Origin of the sequence: Citricoccus muralis, from assembly GCF_003386075.1 — a bacterium.
Taxonomy (GTDB): Bacteria; Actinomycetota; Actinomycetes; order Actinomycetales; family Micrococcaceae; genus Citricoccus; species Citricoccus muralis.
Genome location: NZ_QREH01000001.1, coordinates 3,043,868 through 3,066,434, shown reverse-complemented (window position 1 = coordinate 3,066,434; position 22,567 = coordinate 3,043,868). Strand labels below are relative to the sequence as shown.

Annotated in this window: 21 protein-coding genes; 3 read left to right on the top strand and 18 right to left on the bottom strand. The window is 68.1% G+C overall.

What is annotated here, in order from left to right; translation table 11 throughout:
- Positions 1 to 83 precede the first annotated feature (83 nt).
- From C8E99_RS13670 to C8E99_RS13660, 3 genes are all read right to left on the bottom strand, one after another.
- Positions 84 to 1,640, bottom strand: coding sequence for an acyl-CoA synthetase (locus tag C8E99_RS13670; protein ID WP_115932756.1), 1,557 nt, complete (start codon positions 1,638 to 1,640; stop codon positions 84 to 86).
- A gap of 125 nt (positions 1,641 to 1,765) precedes the next feature.
- Positions 1,766 to 2,785, bottom strand: a complete 1,020-nt coding sequence (locus tag C8E99_RS13665; RefSeq protein ID WP_115932755.1) for an ABC transporter substrate-binding protein — start codon at positions 2,783 to 2,785, stop codon at positions 1,766 to 1,768.
- Positions 2,786 to 2,862: 77 nt separating this feature from the next.
- Positions 2,863 to 3,864 carry an ABC transporter substrate-binding protein gene (locus tag C8E99_RS13660; protein ID WP_115932754.1) on the bottom strand — a complete coding sequence of 334 codons (1,002 nt, stop codon included), beginning with the start codon at positions 3,862 to 3,864 and terminating at the stop codon, positions 2,863 to 2,865.
- Positions 3,865 to 4,035: 171 nt separating this feature from the next.
- Here C8E99_RS13660 and C8E99_RS13655 point away from each other — a divergent pair, with 171 nt between their 5' ends.
- Entirely contained in the window at positions 4,036 to 4,482 is a 447-nt protein-coding gene (locus C8E99_RS13655; RefSeq protein WP_170144614.1) for a MarR family winged helix-turn-helix transcriptional regulator, read from the top strand.
- 103 nt (positions 4,483 to 4,585) lie between these two features.
- Here C8E99_RS13655 and C8E99_RS13650 read toward each other — a convergent pair whose 3' ends face one another.
- From C8E99_RS13650 to C8E99_RS13630, 5 genes are all read right to left on the bottom strand, one after another.
- Positions 4,586 to 5,593 carry an ABC transporter substrate-binding protein gene (locus tag C8E99_RS13650; RefSeq protein ID WP_115932752.1) on the bottom strand — a complete coding sequence of 336 codons (1,008 nt, stop codon included), beginning with the start codon at positions 5,591 to 5,593 and terminating at the stop codon, positions 4,586 to 4,588.
- A gap of 64 nt (positions 5,594 to 5,657) precedes the next feature.
- Positions 5,658 to 6,131 carry a MaoC family dehydratase gene (locus tag C8E99_RS13645; RefSeq protein WP_115932751.1) on the bottom strand — a complete coding sequence of 158 codons (474 nt, stop codon included), beginning with the start codon at positions 6,129 to 6,131 and terminating at the stop codon, positions 5,658 to 5,660.
- A gap of 107 nt (positions 6,132 to 6,238) precedes the next feature.
- Positions 6,239 to 7,432 (bottom strand): acyl-CoA dehydrogenase family protein, encoded by a 1,194-nt coding sequence (locus C8E99_RS13640; RefSeq protein ID WP_115932750.1) that lies wholly within the window; start codon positions 7,430 to 7,432, stop codon positions 6,239 to 6,241.
- Positions 7,425 to 8,384: an amidohydrolase family protein gene (locus C8E99_RS13635; RefSeq protein WP_115933494.1), complete on the bottom strand. Its 960-nt coding sequence runs from the start codon at positions 8,382 to 8,384 to the stop codon at positions 7,425 to 7,427. The genes C8E99_RS13640 and C8E99_RS13635 overlap by 8 nt, the downstream gene beginning before the upstream one ends.
- Positions 8,385 to 8,392: 8 nt before the next feature.
- Complete coding sequence (locus C8E99_RS13630; RefSeq protein ID WP_115932749.1) at positions 8,393 to 9,322, bottom strand: SDR family NAD(P)-dependent oxidoreductase; 930 nt, start codon at positions 9,320 to 9,322, stop codon at positions 8,393 to 8,395.
- Between the two features lie 222 nt (positions 9,323 to 9,544).
- Between C8E99_RS13630 and C8E99_RS13625 the strand changes: the two genes are divergently transcribed.
- Together C8E99_RS13625 and C8E99_RS13620 are read left to right on the top strand one after the other, a co-directional pair.
- Positions 9,545 to 10,111: a MarR family winged helix-turn-helix transcriptional regulator gene (locus C8E99_RS13625; RefSeq protein WP_115932748.1), complete on the top strand. Its 567-nt coding sequence runs from the start codon at positions 9,545 to 9,547 to the stop codon at positions 10,109 to 10,111.
- 278 nt (positions 10,112 to 10,389) lie between these two features.
- Positions 10,390 to 11,745 carry an MFS transporter gene (locus tag C8E99_RS13620; RefSeq protein ID WP_115932747.1) on the top strand — a complete coding sequence of 452 codons (1,356 nt, stop codon included), beginning with the start codon at positions 10,390 to 10,392 and terminating at the stop codon, positions 11,743 to 11,745.
- Between the two features lie 55 nt (positions 11,746 to 11,800).
- Here C8E99_RS13620 and C8E99_RS13615 read toward each other — a convergent pair whose 3' ends face one another.
- The 10 genes from C8E99_RS13615 to pcaH all read right to left on the bottom strand — a co-directional run bounded on the left by C8E99_RS13615 (position 11,801) and on the right by pcaH (position 22,363).
- Positions 11,801 to 13,195 (bottom strand): NAD(P)-binding domain-containing protein, encoded by a 1,395-nt coding sequence (locus C8E99_RS13615; RefSeq protein WP_245952349.1) that lies wholly within the window; start codon positions 13,193 to 13,195, stop codon positions 11,801 to 11,803.
- A gap of 386 nt (positions 13,196 to 13,581) precedes the next feature.
- Positions 13,582 to 14,814: a glycerophosphodiester phosphodiesterase family protein gene (locus C8E99_RS13610; protein WP_425452899.1), complete on the bottom strand. Its 1,233-nt coding sequence runs from the start codon at positions 14,812 to 14,814 to the stop codon at positions 13,582 to 13,584.
- 275 nt (positions 14,815 to 15,089) lie between these two features.
- A complete protein-coding gene (locus C8E99_RS13605) occupies positions 15,090 to 15,764 on the bottom strand; it encodes a 3-oxoacid CoA-transferase subunit B (RefSeq protein WP_115932745.1) in 675 nt (224 codons plus the stop codon).
- A 2-nt stretch (positions 15,765 to 15,766) separates the two neighbouring features.
- Positions 15,767 to 16,528 carry a 3-oxoacid CoA-transferase subunit A gene (locus C8E99_RS13600; protein ID WP_115932744.1) on the bottom strand — a complete coding sequence of 254 codons (762 nt, stop codon included), beginning with the start codon at positions 16,526 to 16,528 and terminating at the stop codon, positions 15,767 to 15,769.
- 215 nt (positions 16,529 to 16,743) lie between these two features.
- Entirely contained in the window at positions 16,744 to 17,964 is a 1,221-nt protein-coding gene (locus C8E99_RS13595) for a thiolase family protein (protein WP_115932743.1), read from the bottom strand.
- An 11-nt stretch (positions 17,965 to 17,975) separates the two neighbouring features.
- On the bottom strand, positions 17,976 to 18,425 hold the full coding sequence (pcaC, locus tag C8E99_RS13590) for a 4-carboxymuconolactone decarboxylase (protein ID WP_115932742.1): 450 nt from the start codon (positions 18,423 to 18,425) through the stop codon (positions 17,976 to 17,978).
- The gene (locus C8E99_RS13585; RefSeq protein WP_115932741.1) at positions 18,422 to 19,228 is read right to left on the bottom strand and encodes an alpha/beta fold hydrolase; all 807 of its coding nucleotides are present in this window, start codon (positions 19,226 to 19,228) and stop codon (positions 18,422 to 18,424) included. Before C8E99_RS13585 ends, pcaC begins: the two co-directional genes overlap by 4 nt.
- The gene (locus C8E99_RS13580) at positions 19,225 to 20,808 is read right to left on the bottom strand and encodes a lyase family protein (RefSeq protein ID WP_115932740.1); all 1,584 of its coding nucleotides are present in this window, start codon (positions 20,806 to 20,808) and stop codon (positions 19,225 to 19,227) included. The genes C8E99_RS13585 and C8E99_RS13580 overlap by 4 nt, the downstream gene beginning before the upstream one ends.
- Positions 20,809 to 20,967: 159 nt before the next feature.
- On the bottom strand, positions 20,968 to 21,609 hold the full coding sequence (gene pcaG / locus C8E99_RS13575; protein ID WP_115932739.1) for a protocatechuate 3,4-dioxygenase subunit alpha: 642 nt from the start codon (positions 21,607 to 21,609) through the stop codon (positions 20,968 to 20,970).
- Positions 21,599 to 22,363 (bottom strand): protocatechuate 3,4-dioxygenase subunit beta, encoded by a 765-nt coding sequence (pcaH, locus tag C8E99_RS13570; RefSeq protein WP_115933492.1) that lies wholly within the window; start codon positions 22,361 to 22,363, stop codon positions 21,599 to 21,601. Before pcaH ends, pcaG begins: the two co-directional genes overlap by 11 nt.
- Positions 22,364 to 22,567 lie beyond the last annotated feature (204 nt).

Genomic DNA, 22,567 nt, shown 5'->3' with positions numbered 1-22,567 from the left:
ACGGCCGGTCAGCGGAACCAGCGTTCCCCTTGAAAGGAAGAACGGCCCCGAACTGGTACGTTGCCCGCTCGGGGCCGCGGGGGTCAGCCGAACTGCTTGCGCAGGTCCGGTTTGCGGATCTTGCCGGAGGCGGTGCGGGGCATCTCCTCGGTGAACACCACGGACTTGGGGATCTTGTAGCGGGCCAGCTTGCCGTTGAGGTGCCCGATGACCTGCTCCTCGGTCAGTTCGTGCCCCTCACGGACCACGATCACGGCCTTGGGCACCTCGCCCCACTTCTCGTCCGGGACGCCGATCACGGCCACCGCTGACACCGCCTCCAGCTGGGAGATCTCCTGCTCCACCTGGGCGGGATAGATGTTCTCGCCGCCGGAGATGATCATGTCCTTGAGGCGGTCGGAGATGAACACGAACCCCTCCTCATCGCGGTAACCCATGTCCCCGGTCTTCAACCAACTGCCATCCTCGGCCTCCACGAAGGAATCGGCGGTGGCGTCCTCACGGTTCCAATAGGCCTTGATGACATTGGGGCCCTGAACCTGGATCTCGCCGACCTCCCCGGGAGCGCAGACCTCCCCCATCGGATCGACGATCCGCACGAAGGTGTGGAATTGCTGCAGCCCGGAGGAACCCTGCTTGGGCCGAGAGTACCGGGCCGGCAGGGTGGTGGCCCCCGGGGACGTCTCGGTCATCCCGTAACCGTTGGTGAAGGACAACCCCTTCTTCTCGTAGGCCTCCAGCACGCGCAGCGGCACGGCGGAACCACCACAGGTCAGGTTGCGCAGCGAGGAGATGTCCGCCGACTCCCAGTTCGGGTGCTCGGCCAGCAGCTGGTACGTGGTCGGCACCCCCGAGATGAAGGTGGCCCGGTGTTTCTCGATCAGCTCGAGGACGCGGCCGGGCTCGAACCGCGGCTCCAGGACCAGGGTGCCGCCCTTGAGCAGGGTCGGCAGCGCGCCCATGCCCAGCGAGGCCACGTGGAACATCGGGGCGATCATCAGGGACACCGAGTCGGACATGATGTCCATGTCCGTGATGACGTTGAAGCTGTTCCACGTCAGGTTGCCGTGGGTGAGCATGGCGCCCTTGGGCTTGCCGGTGGTGCCGGAGGTGTAGAGGATGAGCGCCAGGTCGTCGAGACCCACGGCCACGTCCGGGCGGACGGGTTCGCCGCCGGCCAAGAGCTGCTCGTAGTCGACCGCCTCAAGATCGCCGTCCTGGCGCTCGGCCGGCACCGGCGTGCCGTCCTGGACCAGGGCCAGGAGCCCGACGTCGGTCCCCCGGCTTCCCGAGACCGCCAGTGGTTCCATGGTCGCCGAGGCCAGGAGAACGGTGGAACCCGAGTCGTTGAGGGCGAAGGCGATCTCCGGCGGCGCCAGGCGGGTGTTGAGGGGCACGAACACCGCACCGAGGGAGCCGACGGCGAACAGCGACTCGAGGAACGAGGGGTAGTTCTCGCCGAGGTAGGCCACGCGGTCACCCTGCCGCACGCCGCGCTGCGAGAGCGCGTCGGCCAGCCGGTCGATGCGGTCGGCCCAGTCGTCATACGTCAACTCGCCGGCGGCGCTGATGACGGCGACGTTCCCGGCGGACTTGATGCGGCGGCGGTGGATCCAGTCTCCGATTCCACGGTTGATCATGCGTTCCTACTCCTCGCGGCGGTATGGCGTACGGCTGTTGTGCGGCGGACCACACTCACTCTCATTGTGCGCCATTCCATTGAGTAATTCAACGATTGTGGACAACATTCGTGGCACCGGGCCTCTCACTGGCCGGCGCCCTCCACCATGAGGTCACTGGTCGCGGGGATCTCGTCGATCAAGCCCATCTCCTGGAGGATCTCGGCCATGCGCTCCAGAGAGGCGACGTTGTGCAGTTGCGGGAACTTCGGCATGGTCAGTTCCTCCACGGTCTCGGAGTCGATCGAGGTGTAGCTGGACAGGACGGCCTTGGCCTCATCCGGGTGGTCCGTGGCGTACTGCTGGGACTCCTTCATGGCCTCGGTGAACTGCTCCACCAGCTCGGGCTCCTGCTCCATCATCTGGTCCGTGGTGAAATAGCCGGAGACGGACAAGTCCTGCACCGGCTCGGCAAAGAACCCGTGGATATTCCGGGCACCGCCCTGCTCGGCCATGGTCACGAAAGGTTCGACGGCGGTGATGGCATCCACATTGCCGGCCTCGAGCTGGGCCTGCATGTCCGGGAAGCCCACCTCGACGAAATCCACGGTCTCCACGTTCCCGCCGGCTTGCTTGATGCCCTCGTAGGTGGTGGCGTGATTGATGTTGTTGAGGGTGTTCACGGCGACGCGCTTTCCCTCCAGGTCCTCCACCGCCTGGATGTCGGAGTCAGCCGGGACCATGATTCCGGCCGCGTCGTCTTCGCCGTTGCCGGTGGACTGCGGTCCGGTGGCCACGATCTTCAGCGGCAGGCCGGCGTCACGCCCGATGATCAGCGAGGCCACATTGGAGAAGCCGAAGTCCATCTGCCCGGACTGCACGGCTGGCACGATCGCCGCGCCACCCTGGGCCAGGGTCAGCGTGACATCCAAGCCGTGCTTCTCGAAGATGCCCTCCTCCACACCGAGATAGATGGAGGCGACGTCCACGATCGGGATGACCCCGACCTCAATGGGGGTCAGCTCGCCGGCGGCCGCGGAGCCACCGTCAGTGGCGGGAGCGGATCCATCACCAGCCTCCTCCGAGGGGGAGCCGGAACCGCAGGCGGTCAGGGCGAAAAGGGCGGCTGCGGTGACCGCTACGGTACGGAGTCTTCTGGTGACCATGATGCGCCTTCTCCTGTGCGAACAAAGGACCGGCCGGGCCCACGGCGGGGCCCGGCCGGTGTGGTGGTGGACAGACGTTACTGGACGATCAGGTCTTCGGTCGCCGGGATGGCGTCAATCAGGCCGGAGTCCAGGGACAACTCGGCGATCTTCTCGAGGGAGGCGACGTCATGCTCCTGCGGGAAGCGCGGCATCGTCAGCTCGTCGATCACGTCCTGCTCGAGCGAGGTGTAGCTCGGCAGCACAGCCTTGGCCGCCTCCGGATTGTCCGTGGCGAACTGCTGGGACTCCTTCATGGCGGCGGTGAAGGCCTCCACCAGCTCCGGATCCTGCTCGATCTTCTGGTCCGTGGTGAAGTAGGCGGCGATCGAGAGGTCCGGCACCGGCTCGGCATACTGCCCGTAGACGCGCTGACCACCGGCCGCCTCGGCCAGTGTCACGAACGGCTCCACGGCACCGATGGCGTCCACGTTGCCGGCCTCCAGCTGGGCGACCATGTCCGGGAAGGCCATCTCGACGTACTCGATGGACTCCGGGTCACCACCCTCCTGCCGCATACCCTCGGAGATCACGGAGTCATTGATGTTGTTCAGGGTGTTCACGGCAATCCGCTTGCCCTCCAAGTCGGCCAGGCTGGTCGCCTCGGAATCGGCCGGGACCACGATGTGAGCAAAGTCGTCGTCGCCGTCACCGGTGGTCTGCGGGCCGGTCGCCACGATCTTCAGCGGCAGGCCGGCGTCGCGCCCGATGATCAGGGAGGTGACGTTGGAGAAGCCGAAGTCCATCTGCCCCGACTGGACCGCCGGCACGATCGCGGCACCGCCCTGGGCCAGGGTCAGGGTGACGTCGAGACCGTGCTCCTCGAAGATGCCCTCCTCCACGCCCAGGTAGATCGGGGCGACGTCGACAATCGGGATGACCCCGACCTCGATGGGGGTCAGCTCGCCAGCAGCGGCCGGCTCGGATCCCTCCGCGGGGGCGGTAGTGGTGCCGCCCTCGGTCGGGGACCCCGAACCACAGGCGGTCAAGGCCAGTAGGGCGGCAGCGCTGACGGCAGCCACGCGAAGTTTCCTCATCATGATGGTGCTCCTGGAAGGCAAAGTGCGAGATGGCACCGGCCGGGGGTGGACGGATACCTGTAATGTGAGACACAGCCTAGTCAGCCGTGATCCCGGCAGACAAGAGATTTTCATGATTTTGTCAACAATATTGTTTGCCACCCAGATCGTCGCGTGTCAGGAGCCTCGAAGGTGAACGGAACCGAGACCGAGCTGGCGCCTCCCCAGGTGTTCCGCAGCCTCGCCGTGCGCCGTCTGCTGAGCCTGCACGGCCAGCTCTGGGCCGAGCACGTCTCCACGGAGAACACGAGCATCCAGTTCGGGCTCCTGCTCTGCCTGGCCCGCTCCGACTCCGGCCTCAGCCAGACCGAGATCGCCGCCCAGCTCGCCGTGGACAAGGCCTCCCTGACCGAGCTCGTCAGCCGTATGGCCTCGCGCGGATTGGTCAGCGTGCACCGCGATGCCCGGGATGGCCGCCGCCGCGTGGCCACCCTGACCGACGCCGGGCATGACCTGCTCCAGGAGATGTACGGGCCGGCCCTGGAGGTCAACCGCCGGCTCTTCACGCCACTGACCAAGGGCGAGGGCGACCAGTTGATGGTCCTGCTGGAGCGGGTCCTCACCGAGCACTCCGCCTGAGGCATACCCACTCCAACCTCGCCGCACGACGCAGCGCCCCGGACCACACGGTCCGGGGCGCTGCGCAGCGACGGCGGGGGCCGGCGTCGGGCCCTCTCGGGTGTTACTGGATGTACAGGCTGGCCGGATCCGGCGCCTCGTCGATGAAGCCGTACTTCACGGCCAGCTCGGCCGTCTTGTTGAGCTGATCGGTGCGGATCTCGCCGCTGAGCTCCTCCATCTTGAGGTTCTGGGCGACCTCCTCCGGCAGGTCGATGAACTCCGGCAGAAGGGCTCGGGTGCCCTCCGGGTCCTCCTCCGAGGCGGCCAGGGCCTCGGTCATCGCGGCCGCGAACTCCGCCACGACCTCCGGATTCTCCTCGGCATAGGCCCCGGAGGTGAAGGTCACCATGGTGGGCATGCCGGGGATGGCGTCCTGGAAGGAGTAGCCGACGAGTGAGTTGGCATCATCCGCGAGAACGTTGCTCAGGAACGGCTCGGGAACCCAGATGGCGTCCACGTTGCCCTGCTCCAACTGAGCCGGCATGTCAGGGAACGGCATCTCGGAGAAGTCCAGGGCCTCCGGGTCCGCCCCGGCCTCCTCCGCATCATTCATGATGGTCAGGTCCCCCAGCGTGCGCAGGGCGTTGACGGAGGTGACCTTGCCCTCGAGGTCCGCATAGCCTTCGATGCCGCTATCCGCCCGCGTGACCACTCCGGCGATGTCATCGCCCTCGGCCAACGAGTTGGAATACCCGGCAGCGATGCGCATATCCAGGCCTTGATCCACAGCGGTCATGACCGACAGCGGGTTGCCCACACCGAACGTGATCTGCTGGTTGGAGACGGCGGGCAGCATGGCGGCGCCGGCATTCTGGGTCGAGAGCTCGACCTCGAAGCCGTGCTCCTCGAAGATGCCGTTCTCGATGCCGTACTGCACACCGACCGACGGGGCGATCGGCAGCACGCCGACCGTCACCGGGGTGAGCTCTCCGGAGGCGGCCCCGCCTTCGGAGGCGCCGGCCGACGTAGAGCCGCCACCCTCACCGGTCGGCGAGCCCGAACCACAGCCGGTGAGGGCCAGGCCCGCCACGGCGGCGGTGGCCATGAGGGATGCGAACTTCTTGTTCATGGATTTCTCCTGGGTTCGTGCACGGCGGGGGGTGCCGGGCTGCGAGAACCTGAGTGCGGGTGCCTCAGGCGTAGAAGCGGGACAGGAACGTCGCGACGACCGCGGGGCGCTCCTGGCCTTCGATCTCGATGGTGCCGTCAGCCACCAGGTGCAGGCCGTTGCCCTTGACCTCGGAGACCTCCTTGACGGTGATCTGCATGCGGATGCGGGAACCGACCGTCACCGGGGAGGTGAAGCGGACCTTGTCGAGGCCGTAGTTGACCTTGGTCTTGACGCCGGTGACGTCGAACAGCTCGGACCAGAACGGGATGATCAGGGACAGGGTGAGGAAGCCGTGGGCGATCGGGGCACCGAAGGGACCGTCCTTGGCACGCTCGGGATCGGTGTGGATCCACTGGTGGTCATCGGTGGCATCGGCGAAGGTGTCGATCATCTGCTGGGTGACCTCGCGCCACTCGGTGACACCCAGGTCCGTCCCGGCGAGGTTCTTGACCTCGCCGAAGGGGACGACGGTCTTGGCGGTGGTGGTTTCGCTCATGGTGTTTTTCTCCTTTGAACTGTGTTATACATCACAATAGTTGGAAAGTGCAATGGTCTCGACCCATCGGTGATGATTTCGTGACCCTGCGCCCGAGGGCGCGGCTGCTAGACGAAGGCGCCGACGCCGGTGACGGCGCGCCCGACGATCAGGGCATTGATCTCATGGGTGCCCTCGTAGGAATAGACGGCCTCCGCATCCGCGTGGAAACGGGCGACGTCGGTGTCCAGGGTGATGCCGTTGCCGCCGCAGACCTCGCGGGCCAGCGCCACGGTCTCCCGCAGCCGCAGGGCGGTGAACATCTTGGCCAGTGCCGAGTTCTCGTCCCTGTAGGTGCCGGCGGCCTGCTGTTCGGTCAACTGCACCACCATGCCCAGCGAGGCGGTGAGATTGCCGAGCATCGTCGCCAACTTCTCCTGGACCAACTGGAATCCGGCGATCGGCCGGCCGAACTGCTCCCGCGAGCGGACATAGCGCAGGGCGGCCTCGAAGGCGCCGGCCTGGGCACCGGTGGCCATCCAGGCGACATCCGAACGCATGCTGCGCAGGCATCGGCTGACGTCCTTGAAGGAGTTGATTCCCTGGAGCCGGTCCACCTCCTCCACCCGCACATCCGTGTAGGTGATGTGCGCGTTCTGCATGATGCGCAGGCTGGCCTTGTTCCGGATCAGCTCCAGCTTCACGCCCTCGGCCTCACGCGGGACGAGGAAGCACTTGACCTCACCGTCCGCCTCGTCCCGGGCGAAGGTGGCCATCACGTCGGACTCGAAGGCCCCGCCGATCCAGCGCTTGGCGCCGTTGATCAGCCAGGACCCGTCCTGCTGGCGCCGCGCCGACGTGGCCAGCCCGCCGGCCACATCCGAACCGTGGTCCGGCTCAGTGAGGGCGAAGACACCGGTCAGGGAGTAGTCCACGATCTTCGGGTCCAGCTCCGCCACCTGCTCCGCAGAGCCGCCCAGGCGCACCGCGGTGCGGAACAGCCCGGCCTGCGCGTTGAAGTAGGTGCAGACGTTCAGGTCTGTGCGCGCGAGCTCGAAGTTGCGGAAGCCCGTGAGGATGTCCCGGATGGGCTCGCCGGCGGCCTTCAGCGCAGGCGGGTCCATCAGCTTCAGGTCACGCAACGGCTGGCGGATCTCGTCCGGGAACGTCGCCGCATCCCAGTGCTCGTTGAGGTGCGGCTTGACCTGCTCGTCGAGGACGGTGACCAACTCTGACAATACGGACCGCTCCGCCTCGGTGAGGCGCTCGGCGAAGCCGTACAGGTCAGAGGGGGTCACGGCCCCCGTCACGGGTTCACGCATCCCGGGCACCCGGGGTGGAGCCTGAGGTGGAGCCCAGGCCGAGCAGCCGAACGGCGTTCTCCTTGAGGATCAGCGGCCGGACCTCGTCCTTCAGGGGCAGATCCGCGAAGGCCTTCATCCACTTCTCCGCCGTGATGAGCGGGAAATCGGTGCCGAAGAGGACCTTGCGGGAGAGCACGTTGTTGGACTGGCGCACGAGCGACTCCGGGAAGTACTTCGGCGACCAGCCGGAGAGGTCGATGTACACGTTCGCCTTGTGGGTGGCGATCGAGTTGGCTTCGTCCTGCCACGGCACCGAGGGGTGGGCCATGATGATCGGCAGGTTCGGGTGGTCCGCCGCCACCTCGTCCAGCAGCAACGGGTTCGAGTACTTGAGCTTGATGCCGCGGCCTCCCGGCAACCCGGCGCCCATCCCGTTCTGACCGGTGTGGAAGATGCACGGCAGCCCGATCTGCTCCAGCTCGGCCCACAGGGGGCGGAACTGCTCGTCCGAGGGGTCGAAGCCCTGGACGGAGGGGTGGAACTTGAAGCCGCGCACCCCCAGCACGTCAGCCTGGCGACGGGCCTCGACCAGCGCAGCCGGCCCCTTGCGGGGATCCACGGAGCCGAACGGGATCAGCACGTCATTGTTCCGTGCGCAGCCGGCCACCAGATCGTCGATGGAGTTCGGAGCGTGGTCCATCTGGGTGCTGGCATCCACGGTGAAGACCACCGCGGCCATCTTCTGCTCGCGGTAGATCTCACCGATCCGGTCGATCGACGGGGTGCGCTCCTCGGCCTTGAAGTACTTCGAGGAGGCCTCCATGATGTCCTCCGGCATGGACACGTGGCCATGGCCATCCACCTCCAGGTGCACGTGCATGTCGATGGCGGTCACCGCCTCGACGTCCACCCGGCACTCATAGCGAACGGTGTTCCCGGTGTCACCGGCGTTCTCGGCGTTGGCGCTCATGCCGGCGCTCACTTCGCGGTCTCGGGCTGCAGCTCGGCGGGCAGCTCCGGCATCTTCTCACCAACAGACTGCAGGTTGGCCTCGAGGAGCGCCTTGCCCTCGGCGAGCATGGTCGCGTAGTCCCAGCCGCCATCGTGGAATTCGGTGGCCACGGACTCCGGGTGGGACCAGACCTGCAGGCGGTCACCGCCGACGCCGATGGCCTGGCCGGTGATGCCGGCCGCCTCCTCCGAGGACAGGAAGGCGATGACGCCGGCCACGTCCTGGGCCGGCCCGAAGCCGAGTTCCTTGCGGAAGAACTCCGGCATGGCCTCGCCGCGCTCGTCCGCCTCGACGGCCGCCTTGAAGAACGGGATGGTCTTGGTCATGGCGGTGGCGGCCACGGGGATGACGGCGTTGACGGAGACGCCGGCCTTCTTCATCTCCATCGCCCAGGTGCGGACCATGCCCACGATCCCGGCCTTGGCGGCGGCGTAGTTGGTCTGGCCGAAGTTGCCGCGCTGGCCGGTCGGGGAGCCGATGGTGACGATGCGGCCGGCGACGCCGTTCTCCTTGAAGTAGGCGTAGGCTGAGCGGACGCACGTGAAGGTGCCCTTGACGTGCACGTTGATGACCAGGTCGAAGTCCTCGTCGGTCATCTTCAGCAGGGACTTGTCCCGCAGGATGCCGGCGTTGGTGACCAGGATGTCCAGGCCACCGAAGGTGTCCACCGCGGTCTTGACCAGCAGGTCGGCGGTCTCGGAGGAGCCGACCGGAGCCACCACAGCCGCAGCCTTGCCTCCGGCCTCGGTGATCGAGGCGACGGCGGAGTCGGCGATCTCCTGGTTCACATCATTGATGATGACCGACGCGCCCTGGCGAGCCAGTTCCTGCGCGTAGGCGAGGCCGAGGCCTGCTCCGGATCCGGTGACGATGGCTACCTTGCCGTTCAGGGACATGGGTTCTCCTTGCGTGATGGGGGTTCAGATCGGTGGATCGGAACGATGCTCGAATACTGGGGTGCAAGTGCCCGTAGGCGCTTCTGGAGTCCATGACAGCCCATACCGTTGAGAAAGTCAATGATGTACATTCACTAGAAACACTGTGAATCCGGCCGCCACTGGGGTTGCGCCGCTACACTTGAACAAATCAACGATGTGACGAACGGTTGCGAGAAACGCATGTCTACTTCCACTGACAAGGCTTCCCACGGCTCTGCCGCTACGGCTAGCGCCGCCGCCGCAACCTCCGCCCCCACTGCATCCACGCCCGTGACTGCCAGTGGAGCCGGCGATACCACTGGCGAGGTGACGGACGGGATAGAGCGCTTCCTGTGCTCCGACGTGGCTGAGCAGATCCACTTCCTGACCTCACGCGCCCGTGGCCGCGGCATCAGCCACGCCAATCACCAACTGGAGGGGCTGGACCTGAAGGTCCGCCAGTTCTCCGTGCTGTCCCTGGCCGCAAGCGGGCAGAACCCGTCCCAGCGTGAGATGGGCGAGTTCCTGGCCCTGGACCCCAGCCAGATCGTCGCCCTCGTGGACAACCTGGAGCAGCGCGGCGCCGTCCTGCGGGAGACCGACCCTCGGGACCGGCGCTCCAAGATCATCGTCGCCACGGATGCCGGCCGGGATCTCCATGCCCGGGCCCTGCAGATTTTGGAGGACTCGGAGGACTACACCCTCTCCACCCTGTCCCCGCGTGAGCGCAAGCAGTTGCGCTCCCTGTTGCTCAAGATCGCCTTCTAGCGCCCCTTCCGGGGCCGCCAGCCCCGCAGGGCCACCGCCCCATCCCTTTCTCCACCGCACGACGTCGGCTGCGCACCCGGGTGCGCGGCCGGCGTCGTCCTGGGCGCGCCTCCCGGCGAGCCAGGGCCGAGACCTCAGCACCCTCAGGCATGAACAACTCAATGGTTGACTTTCTCAAGAGTAATGTGTTTCATATACGTATCGTGTTGCATGTCACAGCAGGGTCGGGACACTGTCCAGCACGAACCGCATTTCCCCGTCCAGACTGGAGCACCCCCATGTCCACCGACACCACCACGGCCGCCGCGCCGGACCTGGCGTCGCTCGACCCGGCCACCAAGCGCCGAGAGTCCCGCCGCGTCATCCTCTCGAGCTACCTCGGCTCGACGATCGAGTTCTACGACTTCCTGCTCTACGCCTCCGCCTCGGCGCTGGTGTTCCCCACGGTCTTCTTCACCGGCCTGGACCCGTTGGCCGGCGCCATCGCCTCCTACGGCACCTTCGCCGCCGGGTATCTCGCCCGCCCTCTCGGCGGGGCGATCTTCGGCCACTTCGGGGACAAGCTCGGCCGCAAGAAGATGTTGGTGTTGTCCATGCTCATCATGGGCGTGGCCTCCACCCTGATCGGCCTGGTGCCCGGCGCCGCGACGATCGGCGGTTGGGGCGCGGTCATGCTCGTCTTCCTGCGCGTCTGCCAGGGCATCGCGGTCGGCGGTGAGTGGGGCGGCGCCGCCCTGATGGCCTTGGAGCACTCCGAGGGTGGCAAGCGCGGCTTCGCAGCCTCCTTCACCAACGCCGGCGCCCCCACCGGCGCCGCCCTGGGCACCTTCATCCTCGGCACGTTCTCCGCTCTCCTCCCGCAGGATCAGTTCCTCGCCTGGGGTTGGCGTGTGCCGTTCCTGCTGTCCTTCGCCCTGCTGATCGTCGGCATGGTCGTCCGCGCCAAGATCAGCGAGTCCCCGATCTTCGAGGCCGCCGCCGCCCAGGCCGAGGCCTCCGGTGAGAAGCGGAAGCTGCCGATCTGGGAGGTCATGCGCCGCCCCAAGGCCCTGTTGCTGACCATGTTCGCCGGCGCCAGTGGCTTCGGCCTGCAGGTGCTGCTGTCCACCTTCGCCGTCCAGTACTCCACGGATGCCGGCACCGAACGCTCGTCCGTGCTCTACGCCTTCGCCCTGGCATCGATCTTCTCGATCTTCTTCGTGATCTGGTTCGGGCACCTCTCCGACCGCTTCGGCCGGCGTCCGGTCATGATCGCCGGACTGATCCTGTTCGTCGGCTTCCTGTTCCCGTTCTTCGGGATGCTGAGCTCCACCAGCTGGCTCGTGCTGCTGCTGGCCTTCACCATCGCCCTGGGCCTGCACGGCATGATCTACGGCCCGCTGGCCGCCTTCATCGCCGAGCAGTTCGGCACCGGATCGCGCTACACCGGAGCCTCCCTGGGCTACCAGTTGGCCACCCTGCTCGGCGCCGGCTTCACGCCCACCATCCTGGCCACCCTGTACGCGGGCCCCGGTGGCGGCACCTCGATCGTCCCCGTGACCGTGTTCCTCGGCGCCATGGCCGTGGTCTCCATCATCGCCCTCGTGCTGACCCGCGAATCCAAGGACCACGACCTCACCACCCACGAACACTGAACCGCTGTGAGGGCAGAGATCAGCACACATTTCTGCCCTCACAACGAAAGCTCAGTCAGGCGGTCGGGGTTTCCTCACCCCGGACGTTCCCGGGTGCTGGGGCATCCGGGGTGTCCACGCCGCGCACGGCCTTCTCGACGTCCGTCTCCTCCGGGGTCGAGAGGTAGCGCTCGAGGGAGTCATCGAGTTCCTGCAGCCACGTGGTGTGGTGCTCGGCGGCCAGGGAACCGGTCATCACAGAGCGGTAGGGCTTGTCGCGGTAGGTCAAGATGTTCTTCTTCTTGTCGTCCTTCCAGGCCAGGAAGATCCGCACCACCTCGACCAGGTCGAACATCGGATAGTCCGTGGCCCCGATCAGGTCCCGGATGTACTCGGCCTGGAAACGCACGGCGTCGGCGTCTCCCCCGACCCCCTGGAAACGCTGGTGCCAGTCCTGCAGGTGCTCGGTGCGCTCCGCGGCGGTGGGCAGCTCGGCGCGGCCCATGATGAGGTCACGGACGTACCAGGCCTGCGCGTCGAACATGTTGAAGGTGAACCACTGGTCCTGGGCACCCAGGTAGTAGACCTTCGGGCTCCCCTGCCACACCACGCCCCGGTACAGACCCGCCGGGTAGATGGTGTTGCCCGACTGCAGAGCGAGGTCCGAGGGCAGGAACGGATACTTGTGCAGGTAGCCGGTGCACAGGATCACCGCGTCGAACTCGCGGGTCTCGCCGTTGGAGAAGGACACCGTGGCCCCTTCGAAGCGTTCGAGGAGCGGCAGCTCCTCCATGCCCTCCGGCCAGTCGTAGCCCATGGGGCCGGACCGGTAGGACATGGTCACGGAGCGGGCACCCATCTTGAACGCCTGCACGCCGATGTCCTCGGCCGAGTAGGACGCACCGATCAGCAGCACGCGCTGGTCCGCCAGCTTCTCGGCGCCGCGGAAGTCATGGGCGTGGTGCAGAGTGCCGGGGAACGTCTCGATGCCCTGGAACTCCGGGACATGCGGGAAGGAGAAGTGTCCGGTGGCCACGATGACGCGGTCGAACTCGGAGGATGTGGTCTGGTGGTTCTTCAGGTCCTCCACCGTGACCGTGAAGATGTCCCGGTCCTCATGGTGCTCGACCCAGCGGACCGCCGTGGAGAACCGGACCTTGTCCTTGACGTTCGTCGTGCGGACCCGGCCGTCGATGTAGTCCCACAGGACCTCGCGCGGAGGGTAGGAGGAGATCGGGCGGCCGAAGTGCTCGTCGAAGGTGTACTCGGCGAACTCGAGGGCCTCCTTCGGGCCGTTCGACCACAGGTTGCGGTACATGGAGGAGTGCACGGGCTCGCCGTACTGGTCGATGCCCGAACGCCAGTCAAAGTTCCACTGACCGCCCCAGTCGTCCTGCTTCTCGAAGGCGATGACCTCCGGGATCTCTGCCCCCGCCCGTTCCGCGGACTCGAACGCCCGCAGTGCTGCCATGCCGCTCGGTCCTGCTCCAATGATCGCGATGCGCTCTCTAGCCACAACTTCCCTTCCGGCCGGCGACGGCCATGCTCATTCCTCGACGGGAGCCGGCGGAAGCACATCGAACTCGGGCGCCACGTCGGCGCGCCTCGGCCTCAACACCGGATCCTCACATCCACCCTGAGCGGCGGCCGCACCGACGTTCCGCGCCGGCCTTCACTGACCCACCACCCAGGGTGCGGCGCCCAGGCTGGGCGCACTCAAGTTGCTTACTTTAGCAAACACCAGGGCGACGGCGGCCGCGCACCCGAGGTGCGTGGCCGCCGTCGTGCTGTGCGTGGCCTCCTGTTGAGTCACGTTTCTTGTGGAGCCTGGCGTGCAGCCCGGGAGGGGTCTTGGGGTCAGTTGGCGAAGGTGTCCTGCAGGGAACCGCTGTCCGTCCACAGAGCCACGGAATCGCCGCCGTTGTTCAGGACGTTGGCGGTGCCGTCGTTGTAATAGGCGTCCTCGGCATCCGTTCCGGGGCCGGTGTAGACACGCAGCTGGCCGCCTGCGGGAATCTCATACCCCTCGCCGACCCGCAGGATGTTGTTGGCGGCGTCCCGGAGGAGCCAGCCTGACACGTCCACGGTGGTGTTCCCCGTGTTCTCCAGGATCACGTGCTCACCCGTCTCCGGCTGCAGATCCGCACCGGGGACGTCGTTCACCGAATCCGCAATCCGCACGCCGACGTTCTGCGGGAAGACCTTCAAGCCGCGTTCGTACCGGGAGAACTGGATGGGGAAGTCGCCGGTCACCCGGTCCACGCCGAGGTCCACGGACTGCTCGTAGGCCTCGGTGGAGTTCACGGTGTAGACGCCCAGCCCGAGCCCGGCGTCCTTGACGCGCTGGGCACCCGCCTCGTCCAGGGTGCGGTAGTTGGTGCCGAAGGAGTCCGCGAAGGTGGCGTAGCGCTCCAAGGTGGCCGCATCGGGCACCGTGCCGGTCAACTGCTGCAGCGGGACGTCCGGGGCGATCTCTGCGAAGCGCCGGTTGGAGGTCTCGTCGAAGCTGAGCACCTCGATCTTGCCCGCCTCCAGCAGGCGGTTCCAGTTCTTGTCCTCGCTGAGGTTGTCCGCGACGACCTGCTCGATGCCCGGCGAGTTCACCGGGGACTTGATCTCGATGAACACGCCGGTGTTGCGCGTGGCGATCTCGGCGGCGGCGTCGAAGTGCGGGATCTTCTCTCCCGCGTACCGCTCCGAGAAGTAGGCACCGGTGTCCAGCTGCTGCAGCTCCTCCCAGGTGAAGGACGTGATGGGATCGTCCTCACGGCCCGGGAAGACCTCCTCGACGTTGGTGGTGCGCGCCGGCGTGTTGTCATGGAACAGGAACGGGACGCCATCGGCGGAAAGCTGGACGTCGATCTCGAAGAAGTCGACTCCCGAGGCCCGGCCGTCCTTGAACGCGGCGATGGTGTTCTCCGGTGCGGTCCCGGCGGCCCCGCGGTGCCCGATCAAGACGGGGGCGTCTTCCGGGGCTGGGGCTGCGGCGGCCGGACCGACGGCGAGCATGGCTGCCGAGAGCGCTGCGGCGGCGGTGACGGCCGCGGCCAGTCGGCGGGCGGGGCGGCGATGAGTGGCGTTCTGGTTCACTAGTGGCCTTCCGGTGTGCGCCCGGGCCAGCGCCGAGGCAGGCCGCCAGGGCCGGACCGGGCTCGTGTCCACCCCACGATGTCCCGGAGGGTTGGCCGAAACCTGCACCGCAGGTGAAGTCACCGTGAAGTCCGGGCATCCGGCCGTCGACGGTGCCAGTCCGCAGCCGACCCGGCGGACGGCACCAGATCCCCTGCACGAGGTCGGCCGCGCACCCGAGGTGCGCGGCCGACCTCGTGCTATGTCACTTTGAGGGGGGGGCGAGGTGGCGAGGGTCAGGAGACCTTCTCGAAGGTGACCTCCGGGTGGGCCTCCTGCAACGCCTCGAAGGTGATCCCGTGGAGCTCGCGGACCGTGACCACACCGGACGGGTCCAGCAAGAGCACGGCCTGGTCCGAGTAGATGCGGGACACGCAGCCCACGCCCGTCAGGGGGAAGGTGCACTCGGGCAGCAGCTTGACGTCGCCCTTCTTGGTGAAGAGGTCCATCATCACGTAGGTGTCCTTGGCACCGATCGCCAGGTCCATGGCCCCGCCCACGGCCGGGATGGCGCCGGGCTTGCCGGTGGACCAGTTCGCCAGGTCTCCCCGGGCGGAGACCTGGTAGGCGCCCAGCACGCAGACGTCCAGGTGGCCGCCGCGCATCATGGCGAAGGAGTCGGCGTGGTGGAAATAGCTCGCGCCCGGCAGCTCGGTCACGGGGATCTTGCCGGCGTTGATCAGGTCCGGGTCGATCTGGTCCCCGGTGGCCTGCGGGCCGAAGCCGAGCATGCCGTTCTCGGTGTGCAGCGTGACCTTCTTCTCCGGGGAGAGGTAGTTGGACACGGTGGTCGGCTGGCCGATGCCGAGGTTCACGAAGGACCCTGGCTGGATGTCCTCGGCGATGACCTGGGCCAGTTCGTCCTGGGTCAACGGGGCGTCGGTGCTGCGGAACTCGCTCATCTCGCTCATCCTCATTTCTCGGCGGCCAGCTCGGCCGCGGTCTTGGTGGCCAGGCAGGGCTTGGGCTGGCCGGCGGCGAGGGCTGCGCGCTCCTCGCGCTCCTTCACCCCGGACTCGGTCGGGATCCCGACGACGGTGTCCACGTAGATGCCCGGGGTCACCACGTGCTCCGGGTTCAGCGGCTCATCCAGGACCTCGTCCACCTGCACGATCGTGTGCGCGGCGGCGGTGGCCATCACGGGGCCGAAGTTGCGGGCGGTCTTGCGGTACACGAGGTTGCCGGCCGGGTCCGCCGCGTAGGCCTTGATCAGGGCGAAGTCACCGCGGATCGGAGACTCCAGCACGTAGTGCCTGCCGTCGATCTCGCGGACCTCCTTGCCCTCGGCCAGCTGGGTGCCGTAGCCGGTGGGGCTGAAGAAGCCGCCGATGCCGGCGCCGGCGGCCCGCATACGCTCGGCCAGGTTGCCCTGCGGGACGAGCTCGAGCTCGATCTCGCCGGCGCGGTAGGCCTCGTCGAAGTGCCAGGAGTCGGACTGGCGCGGGAACGAGCAGATGATCTTGGCGACCCGCCGTTCCTTGATCAGCAGAGCCAGGCCGGCGTCGGCCTGACCGGCGTTGTTGTTCACCACGGTCAGTCCGGTGGCGCCGGAATCCATCAGGGCGTCGATCAGCTCCATCGGCTGGCCGGCATTGCCGAATCCACCGATCAGCACCGTGGCGCCGTCGGTGATCCGGGAGACGGCCTGGGCGGCCGAGTCCACGAACTCAAGCATCGTTCCTCCTTGTAGCGGGGATGAGGGGGGTTCTTCTGTCCGGTCTGGTCTGCGTGGACCGGTCCGGGCCGGGCCCACGACGCCGGCCGGTGCCCTCCGCGCGGAAGGTGCCGGTCCGGCGTCGTGCCGGCGGGTGTGGTCTTCAGTCGACGTGGGGTCGGTGTTGGGCTCCCAGACCCACCCCACGTCGACGGAAAACGCAGGGGGAGGTGGAGTCAGCGGGCGTTGACGTTCTCGAGGACCACGGCGAGGCCCTGGCCGACGCCGATGCACAGGGCGGCGACGCCCCAGCGGTCACCGGAGGCCTCGAGGCGGCGGGCCAGGGTGCCGAGCACGCGGGCGCCGGAGGCTCCGAGTGGGTGGCCGATGGCGATGGCCCCGCCCCACGTGTTCACGATCGAGGTGTCCACGCCCCAGGCGTCGGTGCAGGCCAGCGACTGGGCGGCGAAGGCCTCGTTGAGCTCCACGGCCGCGATGTCCTTCCACGTGATACCGGCGCGCTCGATCGCCTGGTTGACCGCGTCCACCGGCGCGTAGCCGAAGTACTGCGGCTCGTTGGCGGCGGCGGCACGGCCGGCAATGCGGGCCAGCGGCTGCAGGCCGAGGATGTCCGAGGCCTTCTCCGAGCCGAGCCAGGCCGCGGAGGCGCCGTCGTTCATCGGGGAGGCGTTGCCGGCGGTGACCATGCCGTTCTCCTTGCGGAACACGGTGCGCAGGCTGGACAGGGACTCGGCGGTGGAGTCGGGCCGGATGGTCTCGTCCCGGGTCAGGTCCACGTCCGGGACCTGCACGGTCAGGTTGTCATACTTGCCTTCGTCCCAGGCCTTCGCGGCCAGCTGGTGCGAGTTCGCGGCGAACTCGTCCATCCGCTCACGGGTGATGCCGTACTTCTCCCGCAGCTGCTCGGTGGCCTCGCCGAGAGAGACAGTCCATTCCTTCGGCATGTTCTTGTTGATCAGGCGCCAGCCGAGGGTGGTGTTGGCCAACTCGAGGTTGTGCATGGGGAACGGGCGCTCGGTCTTGGGCAGCACCCACGGAGCGCGGGACATGGACTCGACGCCACCGATGAGCATGACGTCCGCCTCGCCCACGTTGATCTGGCGGGAGGCGATGATGGCGGCGTCCAGCGAGGAGCCGCACAGGCGGTTCACGGTGGTACCGGGAATCGAGGTGGGCAGGCCGGCCAGCAGGGTGGCCATGCGGGCGACGTTGCGGTTCTCCTCGCCGGCACCGTTGGCGTTGCCGAAGACGACCTCGTCGATCTCCTCGGCGCCGGACGCGCCTGCGGCGGCCAGCTTCGGGGCGCGCTTGACGGACTCGGCCACCACGAGGGCGGCGAGGTCGTCCGGGCGGGTCTTGGCCAGCGCCCCGCCGACCTTGCCGAAGGGGGTACGGACGGCATCGTAGAGGTAGGCGTCCTGGTACTGGGTGCTCATGTGGGGTCCTTTCAGAGGTCCTTGCCGGCGGCCAGGTCCTCGTCCACTTGGGCGAAGACCTCCTGAGCCAGCTTGAAGGCGATGTTGGCGGCCGGGACGGAGGAGTAGATGGCGGTCTGCAGCAGGATCTCCTTGATCTCCTCCCGCGTCAGGCCGTTGCGCAGGGCCGCGCGGAGGTGCATGGCGGCCTCCTCCCAGTATCCGCCCGAGACCATCGCGGAGATGGTGACGGCCGAACGCATCCTGCGGTCCAGGCCCGGGCGGGTCCAGATGGTCCCCCAGGCGTAGCGCGTGATGAGGTTCTGGAAGTCCTCGGTGGTCTCGTCCTTGTTGGCCTCGGCCCGGTCCACGTGGGCGGTGCCGAGGACCTCTCGGCGCACGGCCATGCCGGCGTCGTAGACCTCCTGGGAGGTGCGGTCCATCTGGTGTCCCACCGGCTGACCGGTCTGGTTCTCGCTCATGCGGTGAAGGCCTCCTTCAGGATGGCGGCGGTCTCGGCGGGCTTCTCGATCGGCGCCTGGTGCGCCACGTTCTCCAGCACATGGGCCTGGCCGGAGGCGACGCCGGCCGCGATCGCCTCTCCGTCGGCCGGCGGGCAGACCCCGTCCTCGGCCCCGTGGAGCGCCACGATCGGGACGGTGATCTCCCCCAGTCGCTCGCGCACGTCGAAGCCGCCAAGGGCCTCGCACAGCCGGGCATAGGAGAAGCGGTCGGCCTCCTGCAGGGTGTGCAGCAGGCGGGTGGTGCGCGCGGCGTGCTGCTCGATGAATCCCGGGGCGAACCACTTCTCGGCGGAGCCGGCCACCATGGACGGGGTGCCGGCGGCCTCCACGAAGGTGGCGCGCTCCTGCCAGGCCTCGGTCTGGCCGATCTTCGCGGCGGAGCAGATCACGGCGATCCCGTCGAACAGGTCACCGTGGTCCAGGCCGAGCTGCAGGGCGACCGCCCCGTTGATGGAGACGCCGGCGTAGTAGACCTTGGCCCCGGCCGGGATGGTCCCGGCCGCATGCTGGGCCTTCACCAGGTCGGCCACGGCGTTGGCCAGGTCCGCCATGGCGAGCGGCTCATTGTGGGCCGGGGACTCGCCGTGGCCGGGCAGGTCCCAGCCGATGACCTGGAAGCGGTCGGCCAGCACGTTGGCGGCGTCCGCCCACAGGGCCTGGACGCCCGTGCCGAGGCCGGCGCCGACGAACAGGACGTCCTTGTCCGCGCCTGACTCGCCCTCTCCGGAGAGGCGGATCGCGGTGATCTCGGGTGTGCTCACGTGGTGCTCCATTCTGCGAAATTGCGGTATTCGTCCACCAGTCGGTCCACCAGGGTGGCGGCCTCTCCGGTGTAGTTCGCCGGGTCCAACAGCCCGTCGAGCTGCTCGTCGGTGAGGGACGGGGGAAGCTCGGCCCGCAGCAGCGTGCGGAAGTCGGTGTCCCCGCCGGCCCCTCCGGCCTCACCGGTCAGGGACCGGTCCACGATGGCCTGCAGGCGCGCCTTGCCGGATCCCGGCTCCGCACCGGGCTGCTGCTCGAGGACGGGGGCCAGCTCGGCCATGAGCCGCTCGGAGACCAGCATCGGCCCCGCGAGGTTCAGGTTGGCGGCCATCCGCTCGGTGTTGACGCGCAGGCCGCCGACCAGCTCGGCGGTCCGGGCGGCCGCTCCCCCGGCGGTGCGCATCAGCTGGCGCAGCGCGGGCCACTCGGCGTGCCAGCCGCCGTCCGGGCGCTCCTCGTTGGCCGCGCCCGCGCCCGTCAGGACCGTGGCGAGGGCGCCGGGCGCTGACAGGGCTCCGGCGTGGATCATCACGGACAGCACGGGGTTCTGCTTGTGCGGCATGGCCGAGGAGCCCCCGCGTCCGGCGGCCAGGGGCTCCCCCAGCTCGCCGTTCTCGATCCGGGCGGAGATCAGCACGTCGTTGGCGATCTTCCCGCAGGCGGCCACGACCTCGGCGAGGGCAGTGGCGACGCCCGTGACGGGCATCCGGTTGGTGTGCCAGGGTCCGGCCGGTGCGGCCAGTCCGAGGCGGACGGCGAGCTCCTCCACCAGGGTGAAGGAGTCCACCCCGTCGGCGAGAGTGCCGGCGGTGCGGGCGCGGTCCAGCCGGCCGGCCAGCGCGGCCATGGTGCCCGCGGCGCCGCCCCACTGGATCGGCAGTTCCGCAGTGGCGTCCTCGAGCCGGCGGCCGGCCTGGGCCAGACCGGCCATCCAGCCGGCGGCCCGCAGGCCGAAGGTGGAGGGCAGGGAGTGCTGCGCGAGGGAGCGGGCCACCATGGGGGTGGCCCGGTGTTCGGTGGCCATCGCGGCCAGGGATCCGACGGCGGCGCGCAGGTCCGCCAGGATCGTCCCGGCGACCTGGGCGGCCGTCCGCATCATGGCGGTGTCCATGATGTCCTGACTGGTGGCACCCACGTGGATGGCGGCGGAGACCCCGGGTTCGGTGGGGGCGGCCTGCGCGGCTCGGGCCCGCATGGCCTTGAGCGCCGGGATGAGGACGTTTCCGCCGTTCTGGCCGTCGTGGGCCAGCTCGATCAGGTCATAGTCCGCGAGGTGGCGCGGGTCGGCGGCCTCAGCGGCGGCCTCGGCCTGGGCATCGGTGACCATCCCGTGCTCGGCGAGGACCGCGGCCCACGCGGCTTCGACCTGCAGCAGGTGGAGCAGGTAGTTCGCGTCCGAGGACTGCACCACCGCGGTGGTGCCGGAGGACAGCGGGTCCAGCAGGCCGGCGTCGGCCTCCATGGCCAGCGCCGTCAGGCCCGGCACTCCGGACAGGCCAGCCGCACCAATTGAACCGGCTGGGCCGGCTGAACCGGACGCGGTGGCCTGGTGTTCTGACGGCGACGCGGGCGTGGACATCGGTGGGCGCTCTCCTGGGGTGGTGGGTTGTTTCTAGGCTATCCGCACCGATGGCCCGGCGGGCCTTTGCGTCCGTTCTCGTCACGGAGGCGCAGGTCCCGCCGGGCCATCAGGCGGCGGTGTGCCGGGTGGTGCCGGCACTCATCCCTCGGAACCGGATCAGTCGTGCACCGGGTATTCGATGCCGGGGAACTGCAGGAAGACGGTCTCCTGCTCGCCCTGCAGGTGGATGTCGAACCGCAGGGTCCCATCGGCCTCGCGCTCGGCAATCAGCGTCTGGCGGCGGTCCGCCTCCACGGAGGACAGCAGGGCGTCCTGCTCGAGGGCGGCGGTGTCCTCCGGCAGGTAGATCCGGGTGTGCAGCTTGTTCATCAGGCCGCGGGCGAAGACCACCACGTGGATGAACGGCGCCTTGCCCTCCTCCGTGGCACCGGGGTTCACGGTGGAGAAGGTGTAGGTGCCCACGTTGTCCGCGGTCGCCCGGCCCCAGCCGGTGAAGGTCCAGCCGTCACGGACCAGCGAGCCGGTCTCCTGCGGGATCTGACCGTTCTCATCGGCCTGCCAGATCTCGATCATGGCGTCCGGGATCGGTGCCCCGGAGCCGTCGTAGATGGTTCCGGTCAGGCGCACGGCCTTCGGGCTGGCCGGGTTCACCAGGTGCTGGCCGTCACGGAAGGGGATGTGCACGTTCTCGTATCCGGAGGCGTAGCCGAAGAACGGGCCGATGGTCTGGCCCGGGGTCGCCACCAGCTTCTCGCTCCCGTCGCGTGCCGCGGCCAACTGGTTCTGATCAATGCGCATCGTGCTCGTCCTCCATCCAGGTACGGTTGCTGCCGGTCAGGACGATGTCCCAGTAGTAGCCGGTGTTCCACTCGTGCGTGGAGACGTTGTGATCGTACGTAGCGACCAGGCGGTCGCGGGCCTTCTGGTCCGTGATCGACTGGTAGATCGGGTCCAGGCTGAACAGCGGATCGCCCGGGAAGTACATCTGGGTGATCATGCGTTGGGTGAAGTCCGTGCCGAACAGCGAGAAGTGAATGTGCGCCGGACGCCACGCGTTGTGGTGGTTCTTCCACGGGTACGGGGCCGGCTTGATGGTGGTGAACTCGTAGAAGCCCTTGTCATCGGTGATGGTGCGGCCCACACCGGTGAAGTTCGGGTCCAACGGCGCCGGGTGCTGATCGCGCTTGTGCACGTAACGGCCGGAGGCGTTGGCCTGCCAGATCTCCACCAGCTGGTTGCGCACCGGGCGGCCGTCGCCATCCAGCACGCGGCCGCGGACCACCATGCGCTCGCCCAGCGGCTCACCGTTGCCCTGGACCGTCAGGTCGGACTCCAGGGTGTGGACGTCCCGGTGGCCGAAGGCCGGGGACCACAGCTCGATGGTCTCCGGGTCCGTGTGGTGCATGTCCTTGGTGGGGTGACGCAGCAGGGAGCTGCGGTACGGCGGGAAGTTCACGCGCGGCTGGGTCTCCCCGGACGCCGAGTCGTGGATCTGGCTGATCTCGGCGCTGATGGTCTCCTGGGAGTCCTGCGTCGCGGCGGGGTCGAGCACGTGGCTGTTGTCAAAGGTCTCGTCGTCCTCGACGACGGGTCCGGTGTTCTCGGTGATGTCATTGCTCACGGGCTGCTCCTTTCTACGGTTCTGGTTCTGCAGTGGGCGGTTTGATGGACGGTGGTGCGGTAGTGCGGTGAGGAGACCGGGCCCGACGTCGGCCGGCCCCCTCCAGCGCCGGCCCGCGGGCCGGCGTCGGGCACC